Here is a 13225-nt window from a genome sequence, read left to right as displayed (position 1 = left end):
TATGACAGATCATAATAAACGAATTCCTGCTAAACACGTCATAGGCTTTATTTTATCGATTGCTTTAACGCTTTTGGCTGCCTGGGTGGCCTTAGAATCTAATCTATCTCAGATGTGGGTGATCTCTGGAATCATGATTCTTGCAGTTATTCAGGCAGGGATCCAGCTGTTTATGTTTATGCATGTCGTCGAGTCCGACAGCCATAACGGTCATGTTCCATGGAATATGATGTTTCACGGAGCCGTTCTAGCGGCCATTGTTGTTGCCGGTTCTCTCTTTACGATGTCGTTTGGGTTCACACATGATCATGATGATGGCGAACATGAACAGCATGAGCAACAAGAAGAACAGGGAGAACACGAAAGTCATTAACTGTTGGGCATTAAGCTTTTTTAATAAATTTGGTGGGTGATGTAGTTGAAAATTAATGAAAATCTATACAACCAAGAGAATGATGATGCGGCCGAGATTTTGTCTAGGAAACACATGATCGGTTTTATACTTTGCATTATGTTGACATCTTTTTCCTTATGGGGAGCTTTATATTCAAGTTATACACCGAGACCATTGTTATTTGTCCTAGCAGCCTTTGCTTTTTCTCAAGCGATGATGCAGTTGCTTTGTGTTCAATCAGCCCCTAAAAAGGCTATAAAATAAAACAAATGCCCTCTTTCCGGTTGAAAACGGGGAAGAGGGCATTTTTTATTAACAAGTTCTTACCTATTGCAAATAATAATTAAAGTTTGTGAAGAAATGCACTTAAACCCAGAAGGATTGTTGAAGACTTGAATTCGATATGTTTGTGTGAATTTTGTGGCTGCGGGAAACGGCTCGCTTTCCATGGGGCGGGCGCTGAGCCTCCTCGGACTTCGTCCTGTGGGGTCTCATCTGTCCCGCACATCCCATAGGAGTCTCACCGTTTCCCTCCGCCCCTTTGCCATATAAGTGTCTCGATACCCCTTCAAGAAAAGGCAGCCATTCCTAAGTTTGCATGCAAATCTTGAAAGCGGGCGGTCCTATTAAAATCCTTTATATAGAGAGGTTCATTGCAATAGAACACGGATAGTGGAAGATAGTCCCTTCTGGGAAAGGGATTCGCTTCTCACACATCGAATGGGGGGATTGGGAATCTCCCCGTTTCCTAGCCACCCATCCTTTGCTTTTAATGAACGGCCCTACTGCCATAAGTCGCCTTCGTGTTCGCTACACCATATGGAACAAGTGTGCCAGTTGCAAACTCCCATCTATGAATAGCCTACATTTCTCGAAGCTGAGTCTTCAAGTAAATGATGCTTTAGTTGAAGAAGAAAATATAAAGAAAAACGCTTGGATATTAAAATGTCCAAGCGTTTTTCTTTACCAATTGTCATGTTATTTAGTATGTTAATTGGTTCGATAATTCTGTTACTATTTTTCCCTCTACATATGTTTTTGTACTCCAAAACCGAACTATTTACCCAAAATCACATTGTTTTTTCCTGTCAAAGTGGAGGATTAAGTCCAATTTACCCCGTATGTTTCTATCGGAATCATGCTGTTCTACAGTCCCTGTTAAAGAATGAGATATCTGATATAACGCCAATTGAAGACTGATACAGTCAGGGAATATGGCCATTACAGATTGCGCCATTAGATAAGTTAAAAATCGGGTGTGATAGCCTGTTTATATGAAGAGAAGGAGCTTACCCGGTATGTATGCCTACCATCACCATCTCTCCTTGTGAAAACCGTTTCTGAATTTATAGTACAGATCAATAGTACAGGATCTATTAATGGCAGAAGTGGATCAATTTCATGGCATAAGTAGATCATTTCAATGGCAATATTCACACAACACCCCAATTTTCATAAAAAGGGTTCCGTTCCACTCTTCATAGTCATGGGGGATGGGAAACCATGAGACTCCTGCGGGAAAGGATAGACTGGCGAGACCCCGCAGAGCTTTAGGAGGTTACTGAAAAAGTGTTTACATTTAACACAGGCAGAGAATCACAGTCAACATGTTGGTGTTAAAGAAGAAATCACTCGCGTATATAGTTGTTGGTTGAGTTAATTCTCTTATTAAATTCACTTTTTCAGTGGCCTCAGCTTTAGAGCGAGGAGGCTTGCCGTCTTCCCAGTGGAAAGCGAGTGGTTTCCCATCCCCCATGCTCCGATGAAAAGCAACGGAACCGCCATTCCTTTATTGAATAATCCGAGGCTTTAAGCGATATGCAAGAAAGCACCTTCTAGCACAATTCTCACTCATAGGGAGTGCTTTTCACTTGAATCACCACATCTGATGCTTCCGTTCTCCTCATAAAAGCAAGAAGGTCCGGGAAATCGCAAGACTCCTGTGGGATGAACATGATCGGTGAGATCCCGCAAGGCGTAGCCTGAGGAAGCTCACCTCATGCCCACGGAAAGCGAGTGATTTCCCGGACCTTCTAACGCCATCCTTGTTAACGGAAACCACCAGAATGTCTCGAATCTGAGTATTCCACAATCTGGGGCTTTAGTTGAATAAGCAATTGAAAATACATTTAAAAAATCTCAGTTCAGTGAACTGAGATTTTTACCTGTTATTGTTTTATTGATAACTTTTTTGATACTTGTCTTGTGTGTTTACAACGTAAATGATAAACATGATCCAAGCGGCTTGGGAAACAATTAAACCTCCATAGAAAATAACCCATAATGGAGAAAATGTAGCAGGTGCCACGTTGAAAACCGCCTCAAAATAGTAGATCCACATACCGACAAGTAAAGCGGACTGAACAATAGCCAACGGCATTTTTCTCAATTTCATAAAGAGAAAAGGTGTAACGGTTGAAAGCATTAGAAAAATCATTATGATCCCCATTTAAAACAACTCCTTTATCGGACAATTAAATTTAGTTTGTAAGCGCATACTTTTATTGTATTCATTGTAACAAAAAATTCTTTAAAAAGACACATAATGTTCACAAGTTTTTCTTGTAGTGATAGCTTGCCCAAATTTTTGGAAAGAATAACGTTGTTTTACAATTGGTGAGGAAGTGTGATGAGGAAAACAAACAAAAATAATTCTCATTTGCTCGATTGTAGTTTAATATGGAGAGAGGTAGTTTTTTAAAGAACGTTCAAAAAAGGAAGGTCCTTATGTCTATCAATGATGAGAATATCACAAGAATTCATCTAGATAATAAAGAGTTGATCCTAATAGGGACAGCCCACGTATCTAGAAAGAGTGCAGAACAAGTAAAAGAAGTAATTGAATTTGAACAGCCGGACGCTGTATGTGTAGAATTGGATGAACAACGATACCAGTCAATTAAAGACGGTAATAAATGGCAGGAAACCGATATTTTTAAAGTCATCAAGCAAAAAAAAGCGACATTGCTTTTAATGAATATGGTAATATCCTCATTTCAAAAGCGAATGGCGAAACAGATGGGAATTAAACCAGGGCAAGAAATGATCCAAGGTATTGAATCAGCTAATGACACAGGTGCAACGCTTGTTCTGGCAGATCGTAATATTCAAATCACCTTTGCACGAATCTGGGGTAATCTTGGATTTAAGGGAAAAGCAAAACTTCTTATGCAAATTATCTTCAGTATTTTCAGTAACGAGAAAATGTCGGAAGAGGAGCTAGAGAAACTCAAATCTAAAGATATGCTGGATGCTATGCTTCAGGATTTTACGAAAAGCTTTCCGAGACTGAAGAAGCCTTTAATTGATGAAAGAGACCAGTACTTATCTCAAAAAATTAAAGAAGCTCCTGGTAACAAAATTGTTGCCGTGTTAGGTGCTGCTCACGTTCCTGGAATTAAAGAGGAGATACATAAGGAACATGACTTAGAGAAACTGAATAAAAAGCCTTCAAAGTCCAAGGTTCCTAAGTTGATTGGCTGGTCCATTCCCGTGTTGATTATTTCCATCATTGCCTATACATTCTATACGAATCCAGCTGCAGGAACTCAGCAGACAATCAGCTGGGTTTTATGGAATGGGTCGTTCTCAGCAATAGGAACAGCTGTGGCTTTAGGCCATCCACTAGCCATTCTGACGGCATTTATTGCCGCCCCAATCACTTCTTTGAATCCGCTGATTGCGGCCGGGTGGTTTGCAGGGTTTGTCCAAGCTTACTTCCGACGTCCAAATGTTAAAGATTTTGAAACGCTTTCTGAAGATGTTTCAAGTCTCAAAGGATTTTGGAACAACAAAGTAACTCGTATCCTACTAATCATTGTTTTAGCAAACCTTGGTAGTTCTCTAGGAACAGCCATTGGCGGTGCTGATGTGTTACGTTTATTTTTTGAAAATTTATAATGAAGAAACCACCTCAAACGGACTGTATCCATCGTACTTGAGGTGGTTTTTTTCGCCTGAAAAAAACTTAAATGAATTGAAAGATAAACGATGACTAGTAGTACGCCTGTCTTGTAGGGTGGTTTCTGAAGCGCTGCAAGATCGTTCGGTGTTGGCATAGGATCTGCCGTTCGTAGTCGAACAACCTTACCTTTTTTTGTAGACGAGCATGTTTAATAAACGGAGACTTGCACTTTTTTTCTTTAATGGCTAACCCCCCTTTGTCTATATAGAACAATAAGCAATGCGAGTATGACAATGTCTAATCTGGCATTAAATAAAGCCGGAATTAACCCATCATGTAAGGCAGGAATTTTAGTAAGCAGGATAGCTGCAATTATAATAAGAAGCAGAGCTAATGTGGCTTGCCGAATGTACTTATTTAGTAATAGTAAAATGCCACAGCCAATTTCTGCCCAAGCGACTATATACATGACTTCTAGCGGATAAGGCAGGCCGAGACTGACGAAGAAATCAGCTAGGTCAGCATTGATGAGTTTCATAATCCCAGAAGTAATAAACACAAAAGCGATGATAAACTTGATCGTTTTTAAAGTTGAAAAGGAATGCGTCACGGTTTGTCCCCCTTTTGACAAGTATATGATTTCATATTTCAGAATTATTCGAAAAAAGGTTGACTTTCCATTTGAAAATTCGCTATAATGCGTAGATAATTACATATGAAATCACTCTTATTTAGAGAGGCGGAGGGATTAGGCCCTTTGATGCCCGGCAACCTTTCAAGTAATCACTTGAAGATGGTGCCAATTCCTACAGGTCAATGATCTGGAAGATAAGAAGAGGATAACGTACTTACGGATCCCCCTTCTTATCGAATGGGGATCTTTTTATATGTGAATAAACTAGGAGAGGGTGTTAGGCAATGAAAAGAAGTTTGGAACAACGTTTACAAGATGGACCGGTGATTTGTGGGGAAGGATACCTATTTGAATTAGAGCGGAGGGGTTACTTACAAGCTGGCTCCTTCGTACCTGAAGTTGCGCTCGATAATCCTCAAGCATTAAAACAGACGTACCGTGATTATATGCTCGCCGGATCGGACGTTGTTTTAGCTTTTACGTATAACGCACATCGTGAGAAAATGCGTATTATTGGAAAGGAAGATCTTCTGGAGCCTTTGAATCGACAGGCCATTCGTTTGGCAAAAGAAGTCGCCCAAGAGCATCCTGAGGAAGAGGCGTTGGTAGCTGGCAATATATCAAATACGAACTTGTTTAATCCAGACGACCCTGAAGCAGTTAAAAGCGTACGCAATATGTTTGCTGAAATGGTGGGATGGTGTAAAGAAGAAGGTGTTGATTTTATAAACGGGGAAACCTACTACTATTATGAAGAAGCAAAAATTGCCTTAGAAGAAATTCAAAAGCATGATTTGCCTGCTGTCATTACTTTTGGAATGATGGGTGAAAATGTATTGAGAGATGGATATACGGTCGAAGAGGCCTGTCGACTTTTACAAGAACAAGGTGCATTAGTCGTAGGTATGAACTGTTTCCGTGGGCCTGCGACAATGCAACCATACATTGAAAAAATTCGTGCTGAGGTCGATGGATATGTAGGAGCCTTACCTATTCCTTATCGTACATCTGAAGAGCATCCAACATTCTTTAACTTGCCAGATGGAGGGTGTTCCTGTAATTTACCGACAGAGACGACATTCCCTACAGCCCTTGATCCCTTATATTGCAATCGCTATGAATTGGCAGAATGGGCAAAAGCATCACATGATATCGGTGTAAACTTCTTAGGGTTATGCTGTGGTGCTTCGCCAAGCATGTTGCGTGAAGTGGCTGAAACGGTTGGACGGACTACTGTTAACTCGACGTATTCTCCAAATATGGAAAAACACTTTTTATTTGGAACAGATAAATCTTTACAACCCCATATTACATCGTATAAAACAAAAGCGTAATAAGTTAGTTGCCATCTCCTGTTGTGTTATGCAGGAGGTGGTGTTTTTTTGATAATCGCTCGCAAAATCAAAATAGCAAAGAGAAAAATAAGAATCCCCCGATAGACTCGCGGGATTTAATCAGCATTTCTACCAGACGATCAATCATAACAATGGTGTTTATGACGACGACAGCCACCACAGTGATGATGATGATGTTTTCGTTTAGGTTTTCTGCGAACACAACATCGTTGAGAAAATGAATCTAGTATATCTTCTGCTACTCTTTTTCTACTTTTCTTTTCCCACTCCATATAATGACCTCCTTTCTTTATAGTATATGCCAAATACTTTTTTATGTTTGTACCATTAGATTTTGAAAAATTCATCCTACATCCCCCGCGAAAATCCCACTTTTCCTATGATAAAATAGATGAAATAGGAGGTGCGGTATGTTCAAACATCCATTTTTAGTATTTTTCAGCGTTGTAGCTATTGTGCTATCAGGAGGATGTGGAGAGGGTTCTCCAGGATCAACTGACGAACAAGCGCAACAGGAAGAGCAAACAGAACAAGTAGAGACGGAGAAACAAGCGGAGAACTCCACAAATTCTAGTGACTCAGATGGCGATGCTGAGCTGGAAGCCAAAGAGGAGTCAATAGAAAATGAAGAGGATGTAGACGATCAATCGGCTAGTTCAGAGGAGGAACAGACGGAAGAAACAGAGCTTACTTCTGAACTTACTGCCCATTATATTAACGTAGGGCAAGCAGATGCTACGCTACTAGAATTCCAGGACAACGGGCAGCCGTTTCATATATTAGTGGATGCGGGGGATTGGAATAGTGATAATGTAGTTAACTATCTAGATAGTCAGGACATTGATCAAATTGATATTGCTGTGGGAACCCATCCGGATGCTGATCATATTGGCCAACTCGATCAGGTCATTAAACAGTTTAATGTCGATGAAGTTTGGATGTCAGGTAACGAAAGCACATCGGACACCTATGCTCGTGTCATGGATATGATTGAAGTATCTGGAGCGGAGCTTGAAGAACCTCGTGCAGGAGATACTTTTGACATTGGTGCTTTAGAAGTTGATGTGCTGTATCCAGAGGCAGTAACGGGGCAAACAAATCAGGAATCGATTTCATTAAAAATGTCCTACGGAGAAGTAGATTTTATTTTTACGGGAGATGCGGAAACGGGAGACGAGTCTCAGATGATTAATGGAGAAACCAATCTAGATACGGAAATCCTCCAGCTAGGTCACCACGGTTCTTCCACATCTACGAGCTCAGCTTTTCTTGAACGTGTAAATCCGGAAGTCGCCATCTATAGCGCTGGGGCAGATAACCAGTACGGCCACCCGAATGCCGAAGTTGTTAACCGCGTCCAGGATGCTGGTATTGACCTGTATGGAACAGACGTCCATGGCACGATTGAAGTAACGACCAACGGAGAAAGCTATCAAATTGCGACGAGGGAAGATGGTACCATTACCCCGTCCAGCTCATCAAATGAAAAAGATTCATCTCAAGAAACAGATTCTGAACCTGAACGAGAAGAAGCGTCAGGAGCCTGCATTGATATTAACAGCGCTTCAGTTGAAAAAGTTCAGGAAATCACGCAAATTGGTCCAGCAAGAGCCGAGGACCTTATTGATTTACGACCATTCAATTCGATAGATGATTTAACAGATATAAGCGGAATTGGTCCTGCTCGGATTGATGATATTAAAGCACAAGGTATTGCTTGTGTAGGAGGGTAATTCATGAAGGCTGTTTTAGATCGAATTGAAGAGAATCAATATGGTGTATTGCTCGTGGAAGAAGTGGGAAAGGAATTTATTCTTACAAAAGATCAACTTCCTGAAGGCAGTAAGACACATGATTGGTTTGAAGTGACGATTGAGAATAATGAGATTGCTAAGATCATTCCCGATCACAAAACAACGGCAATACAGAAAGAAAAAGTGAGAAGCAAACGGGAAAGATTAAAGAAACGCAGCAAAGGAAGTAAATTTAAGCGCAAATAATGGTCAGCACTGCTTATGTTTCACAAACTGTTAGGGTGTAGAATTTAGCCAACGACTTTTCAACCTAAAAAAGCAACAGCCCAAAAAGCTTCTGTCACAGGAACTTTGGAGGCTGTTGCTTCTTTTTTTAGGAATGCACACGTTTGTGTTTCCACATCATATATCGATAGCGAATCACACAGCCAATGCAAAAGCCTGTAAGAGCCATACTAGCGGAAGCAACGACCATGATACTAAATACATAGCCAAGCAGTTCCGACCAACCTGTGAAGAAAAAGATGATCGAAAGACCTAAGCAAATCGTAGCAATCCATTGGTTGAAAAGTTGTTGTTCGTGATCTTTAGGAGTATATCGGTCAAGTGGTTTTTTCAAAAATCGTTTACCGAATAAAATGACAGGATTTTGCCTTGTCTGTAATGTATATGCACCTATAAAAAATGGAAAAAACAGAATCAAATCGTTAATAAAAATGCCCATTAAAACAGTGACAACGATAAATGTTTGATTTAATTGCACAAGTGGTTTTGGAATACTCATATGGAAACCTCCTTCTCATATATAACCCATTATACGGATTATATTACTCGGAATAAAGATTGATGCTTCAGATATCTAGTAAACTTTTGAAAGCATTGAAAGGTTAGTACTACTAGAGTTTGGATATAATTGTTCATAGATGGTTGGATGAAAGGAAGATTAGTATGAGTAATCCTATGAGAAAAAAACTAATTACTATTGGGAGTTTTACATTAGGGTTTGGCTTCTTAGGGGCTATGGACGGGATTGTTTTTCACCAAATCTTACAGTGGCATAGTGTTATTATGCAAACGGATCGTGCTGGACAAATTGTTAGTCGGTGAAGGAGGATCCATCAGGAAGCTGGTTATTACAAGTAGAACTGACTAACTTCCAATTTGCTCCAGAAAAGGCCGGTGAAAAGCCAACGAATGTGAATGAAGGCCACGCCCATATTTGTATTGATGGTGAAAAACTTAATCGTCTGTATGGAGAATACTATAATTTGGATGAGCTTGATCGAGGCAATCATACTGTGAAAGTTGCATTATATGCGAACAATCATCAGCCTCTAACTTATAATCAGAAAGAAATTGCATTTAAGGAAACGATTAAAGTCGAATGATAGGTTAGAAAAGTACAGGAAAAGGGGATAGACCAATAGAAATGGTTAGAGGAGGATCCCTTTTATGAAAAAAATCATCAACTACACAAAGGAAATTTTCTCTGAATTCAAAAAAGATAATGTGCCGTTATTAGGTGCTGCACAAGCTTACTATTATTTACTGGCGATCTTTCCTTTAGTAATTTTGCTATTATCTATTTTACCTTATTTAAATATTACTGCAGAAGAAGCGATGAGCTTTATGCAAAATGTGCTTCCAGGTGGTACGGCTGAAGTGTTTCAAAATAATATTATTGATCTTGTCGAGCGGCCAAAAGGCGGACTATTGACGATTGGTATTATTGGTACACTATGGTCAGCTTCTAACGGGGTGAATGCCTTTATTCAAGCGTCCAATATTGCTTATAACGTTGAAGAGACACGGTCGTTTATCAAGGTTCGCATCATGTCTATTTTACTTACAATAGGGATGATTATAGCCATTGGTATAGCGCTCGTACTGCCAATCTTTGGTGACGCGATTATTACTATGGTTAGCGATGCATTCAATTTACCTAGTCAAACGGTTGTTTTGTTCCAAGTGTTACGCTGGGTTATAAGTATTGTCGTTATGAGTACGATTTTAATGGCTTTATATCACTTTGCACCAAATAAAAAATTTCCGTTTAAAGAAATCCTGCCAGGCGCGATAATCACAGCTATTCTGTGGCAGTTAATTTCTCTTGCGTTTTCGTTCTACGTTAGCAACTTTGCCAATTATTCAGCTACGTATGGAAGCTTAGGAGGAATTATTATCTTGATGTTATGGTTCTTCATCACAGGTATTATTTTGATGGTCGGAGCGGAGGTGAACGTGGTCCGAAGTCGTAAGAAGGAGCAAAGAGCTCACGAGGCCGCTTAATGCGTACGAAAATAGCTCAGTTCTATACTGAGCTATTCCTTATCATTACGTTTATTTTTTTTATTATACTTTTTTAATCTTTACAGCCGTCCCGTATGCTAAAAGTTCTGAACTCCCTTGCATCACTTGAGAAGTGGTATATCTTATATTAATAATGGCATCTGCTTTTAATTCTTCAGCTTCTTGAATGAGTCGTTCATCGGCTATCTTTCTAGCTTCTGTCAGCATGTCCGTATACCCTTTAATTTCGCCTCCGACTACTGTTTTTAACCCTGCCATAAAATCTCTACCCAAATGTTTAGATTGTACAATATTTCCTTGAGCTATCCCTAACACCTCAGTGATCTCATAGCCGGGAATATAGTCGGTATTAACTATTATCATGAGTTTAGTGCCCCTTTATTAATATAGATTATGTGTTAAATCGAGCCTGATCACTTAAAGTTAAGGTCACATACTATCTTTATGTCTATTTTAACATGAATATGTAGAAGGGCATTTAGACTAGGTTTTAAAAAAGATAATCTAATGGATTTTTTTGAAAATGGTATAAATAAGAAAAGAACTCGTACAAGTAATATAGAGAAGAAAATGGCTGGAGGGAAAGTAATGAAAAAGCGGTTCGTTCTTGGAACAATCATTTTATTTCCAATTTATGTGTGTCTTATCTATGTCTATTTATTTCATTGGACCACTCCTGGCGTACCAGAAGCTTATCAGGGAACCGTAGCTGACCCCGTTACCTTCATGACAGCGCAAGAGGTGGAACTCAGCCAGGAATATTCAAGGTATCGAAACTTACTTTTTTTTATAGGAATACCCTTAGAAGCACTTATTTACATAGGGATACTCGTCTTCGGTTGGTCACCAATTTTTAAAAGATTTGGGCAACGAATATCTTTTCTCAGTATTCCCATTTATGTCTTATTAGTATCAGCCGTTGTGTGGATTTTCAGTTTTCCTTTGGATTATGTAGGATATCGCTTATCTGCCCATTATGGAATTTCCACACAAACCTTTTCTAGTTGGATGAGTGATGAACTCCTCAGTTTTTGGATCGGCTTTATTATTATGGCAATCCTCATTACTGTGCTTTACTTTTTAATGAAAAAATATCAAAAACGCTGGTGGTTACTCGCCTGGGCACTGCTTATCCCATTTTTTACTTTCATGATGTATATTCAACCTGTACTCATCGATCCTCTTTATAATGAATTTACCGAATTAAAAGACCCAGACTTAGAGGCAGAAATTTTAGCGCTCGCCGATCAAGCAGATATTCCGGCTGATCGTGTGTACCAAGTGGATATGTCAGAAAAAACGAATGCTATGAATGCTTATGTTAACGGGATTGGTGATAATTTACGTATTGTTTTATGGGATACGACACTAAATAAACTTGATGAAAAGGAAACCCTCTTTATTATGGCGCATGAAATTGGTCACTATGTGATGAATCACTTGTACATGAATTTAGCAGGTGTAATCGCCTCGAGCTTTATCGGTCTTTATGTTACTTATCGTCTAATGCATGTGGTGGTTCGTAGATGGGGTGAGAACCTTGGGGTGACACGGGTATCGGATATTGCCTCGCTGCCTATGTTACTTCTTTTGCTGACTGTTTTATCGATAGCATCCAGCCCTGTGGAACTAGCCATTTCCCGCCAAGCAGAAACTGCTGCAGATGAGTATGCGTTAGAAATGTTGCCAGACAGTGAAGCGGCTATTGGATCGTTTCAAGAGCTTACAGTTAACGGTCTTAGTGAAGTCAATCCACCTGCTTTAGTGAAGTTGTTAAGATATGGTCATCCAACAATGATGGAACGTATTTTAATGATACAAGAGAATGGAAGTGGGGTGTGTCGTCCATAAAAAATAGCAGGTTCGTGAAAATTCACATTTCCATGGTTCCGTTGTTAGAAATAGAGAACGGGCGTAGGGGAACGATTCGCTTTCCGCGGACGGAACGGTCAAGCCTCCTCGCTGCGCTGCGGGGTCTGGACCTGTGCGTTTTTCCGCAGGAGTCTCATCGTTCCCCTACGCCCTTTTACTAGACTGAGATGAACGGAACCGTCACTATGGGTGAAAATATACACCAATGATTGTGACAACGAATTCATACTAAACTTTATAAAAGAAGCGACGATGGGTGAGTTATAACTACCCATTAAGGTGTTGGATTTGCTCCATTAAGCAGTGATCTGAAATAAAAGTTAGGAACAGCATCATGGTTCCGTCGTTAGAAATAGAGAACAGGCTTCGGGGAACGATTCGCTTTCCGCGGACGAACGGTCAAGCCTCCTCGCTGCGCTACGGGGTCTAGACCTGTGCGTTTTTCCGCAGGAGTCTCATCGTTCCCCTACGCCCTTTTACAACATTGAGATGAACGGAACCGTCACTAGGGTGAAAATACACACCCATGATTGTGACAACCTTTATAACAGGAGCGACGATGGGTGAGTTATAACAAACCATTAAGGCGTTGAATTTGCTCCATTAAAGAGCAGTATTGTTGAAGACTTGCTTCCGAGATTGTGTGGCTGTTTCGTCATCTGTATGAAGGAGGCACTGAACAAGTCTGTACAAAGAATAAAACAAGGAGATCACCAACTATACATCGGTGATCCCCCTCTAAATCTTGATTAATTTGGTACTTATTCTCTTAAATCTGAAATTGAATCCACTCAGGATATAAAATTGACCCGCTTTGCCAGTACTATTGACCTGTACTGGCAAAGCTAAATCGTGTTTATAATAGATATCTCATACTTTAACAGGGAGGGTAAGCAGCGGTAAACGGTGCATTCTAATGGAAATGTATGGCAAGGGGTGGTGGGGAAGGGGGAGACTCCTGGAGCGACCGAGCATAGGTCGTAACATATAGCGGGTGGGATG

General features: G+C 40.1%; 15 protein-coding genes and 1 riboswitch. Of the genes, 10 read left to right on the top strand and 5 right to left on the bottom strand.

What is annotated here, in order from left to right:
• Position 1: 1 nt before the first annotated feature.
• A complete protein-coding gene (gene qoxD, locus ACFQIC_RS18245) occupies positions 2 to 373 on the top strand; it encodes a cytochrome aa3 quinol oxidase subunit IV (RefSeq protein ID WP_204710259.1) in 372 nt (123 codons plus the stop codon).
• 45 nt (positions 374 to 418) lie between these two features.
• The gene (locus ACFQIC_RS18240) at positions 419 to 658 is read left to right on the top strand and encodes a cytochrome C oxidase subunit IV family protein (protein WP_204710260.1); all 240 of its coding nucleotides are present in this window, start codon (positions 419 to 421) and stop codon (positions 656 to 658) included.
• Between the two features lie 1912 nt (positions 659 to 2570).
• Here ACFQIC_RS18240 and ACFQIC_RS18235 read toward each other — a convergent pair.
• Positions 2571 to 2843 (bottom strand): hypothetical protein, encoded by a 273-nt coding sequence (locus ACFQIC_RS18235; protein WP_204710261.1) that lies wholly within the window; start codon positions 2841 to 2843, stop codon positions 2571 to 2573.
• Between the two features lie 278 nt (positions 2844 to 3121).
• Here ACFQIC_RS18235 and ACFQIC_RS18230 point away from each other — a divergent pair, with 278 nt between their 5' ends.
• Complete coding sequence (locus tag ACFQIC_RS18230; RefSeq protein WP_204710262.1) at positions 3122 to 4294, top strand: TraB/GumN family protein; 1173 nt, start codon at positions 3122 to 3124, stop codon at positions 4292 to 4294.
• A 242-nt stretch (positions 4295 to 4536) separates the two neighbouring features.
• On the opposite strand, the gene ACFQIC_RS18225 is transcribed toward ACFQIC_RS18230, so the two are convergent.
• Complete coding sequence (locus ACFQIC_RS18225; protein ID WP_204710263.1) at positions 4537 to 4908, bottom strand: DoxX family protein; 372 nt, start codon at positions 4906 to 4908, stop codon at positions 4537 to 4539.
• Between the two features lie 114 nt (positions 4909 to 5022).
• A riboswitch (SAM riboswitch) is annotated at positions 5023 to 5133 on the top strand.
• 83 nt (positions 5134 to 5216) lie between these two features.
• On the opposite strand from ACFQIC_RS18225, the gene ACFQIC_RS18220 reads away from it, so the two are divergent.
• A complete protein-coding gene (locus tag ACFQIC_RS18220) occupies positions 5217 to 6266 on the top strand; it encodes a homocysteine S-methyltransferase family protein (RefSeq protein ID WP_204710265.1) in 1050 nt (349 codons plus the stop codon).
• A gap of 140 nt (positions 6267 to 6406) precedes the next feature.
• On the opposite strand, the gene ACFQIC_RS18215 is transcribed toward ACFQIC_RS18220, so the two are convergent.
• Entirely contained in the window at positions 6407 to 6559 is a 153-nt protein-coding gene (locus tag ACFQIC_RS18215; protein ID WP_204710267.1) for a hypothetical protein, read from the bottom strand.
• A 138-nt stretch (positions 6560 to 6697) separates the two neighbouring features.
• Here ACFQIC_RS18215 and ACFQIC_RS18210 point away from each other — a divergent pair, with 138 nt between their 5' ends.
• Together ACFQIC_RS18210 and ACFQIC_RS18205 are read left to right on the top strand one after the other, a co-directional pair.
• A complete protein-coding gene (locus ACFQIC_RS18210; protein ID WP_204710269.1) occupies positions 6698 to 8020 on the top strand; it encodes an MBL fold metallo-hydrolase in 1323 nt (440 codons plus the stop codon).
• Positions 8021 to 8023: 3 nt separating this feature from the next.
• Positions 8024 to 8287, top strand: coding sequence for a DUF3006 domain-containing protein (locus ACFQIC_RS18205; RefSeq protein WP_204710271.1), 264 nt, complete (start codon positions 8024 to 8026; stop codon positions 8285 to 8287).
• 127 nt (positions 8288 to 8414) lie between these two features.
• Here ACFQIC_RS18205 and ACFQIC_RS18200 read toward each other — a convergent pair whose 3' ends face one another.
• Positions 8415 to 8825 (bottom strand): DUF4395 domain-containing protein, encoded by a 411-nt coding sequence (locus tag ACFQIC_RS18200; RefSeq protein WP_204710273.1) that lies wholly within the window; start codon positions 8823 to 8825, stop codon positions 8415 to 8417.
• A 176-nt stretch (positions 8826 to 9001) separates the two neighbouring features.
• Here ACFQIC_RS18200 and ACFQIC_RS18195 point away from each other — a divergent pair, with 176 nt between their 5' ends.
• The 3 genes from ACFQIC_RS18195 (at position 9002) to ACFQIC_RS18185 (ending at position 10330) form a co-directional block, all read left to right on the top strand.
• Positions 9002 to 9148, top strand: a complete 147-nt coding sequence (locus ACFQIC_RS18195; RefSeq protein ID WP_390217607.1) for a DUF2243 domain-containing protein — start codon at positions 9002 to 9004, stop codon at positions 9146 to 9148.
• Positions 9145 to 9429, top strand: a complete 285-nt coding sequence (locus tag ACFQIC_RS18190) for a hypothetical protein (RefSeq protein ID WP_204710275.1) — start codon at positions 9145 to 9147, stop codon at positions 9427 to 9429. The genes ACFQIC_RS18195 and ACFQIC_RS18190 overlap by 4 nt, the downstream gene beginning before the upstream one ends.
• Before the next feature lie 64 nt (positions 9430 to 9493).
• The gene (locus ACFQIC_RS18185) at positions 9494 to 10330 is read left to right on the top strand and encodes a YihY/virulence factor BrkB family protein (RefSeq protein ID WP_204710276.1); all 837 of its coding nucleotides are present in this window, start codon (positions 9494 to 9496) and stop codon (positions 10328 to 10330) included.
• 63 nt (positions 10331 to 10393) lie between these two features.
• Here ACFQIC_RS18185 and ACFQIC_RS18180 read toward each other — a convergent pair whose 3' ends face one another.
• Positions 10394 to 10714, bottom strand: coding sequence for a YbjQ family protein (locus tag ACFQIC_RS18180; protein ID WP_204710277.1), 321 nt, complete (start codon positions 10712 to 10714; stop codon positions 10394 to 10396).
• Between the two features lie 144 nt (positions 10715 to 10858).
• Between ACFQIC_RS18180 and ACFQIC_RS18175 the strand changes: the two genes are divergently transcribed.
• Positions 10859 to 12202 carry a M48 family metallopeptidase gene (locus ACFQIC_RS18175; RefSeq protein ID WP_390217605.1) on the top strand — a complete coding sequence of 448 codons (1344 nt, stop codon included), beginning with the start codon at positions 10859 to 10861 and terminating at the stop codon, positions 12200 to 12202.
• Positions 12203 to 13225 lie beyond the last annotated feature (1023 nt).

The sequence above is a fragment of the Halobacillus seohaensis genome (genome assembly GCF_042663045.1).
GTDB lineage: Bacteria > Bacillota > Bacilli > Bacillales > Halobacillaceae > Halobacillus_A > Halobacillus_A seohaensis.
This window is presented reverse-complemented; position numbering and strand designations above follow the sequence as displayed.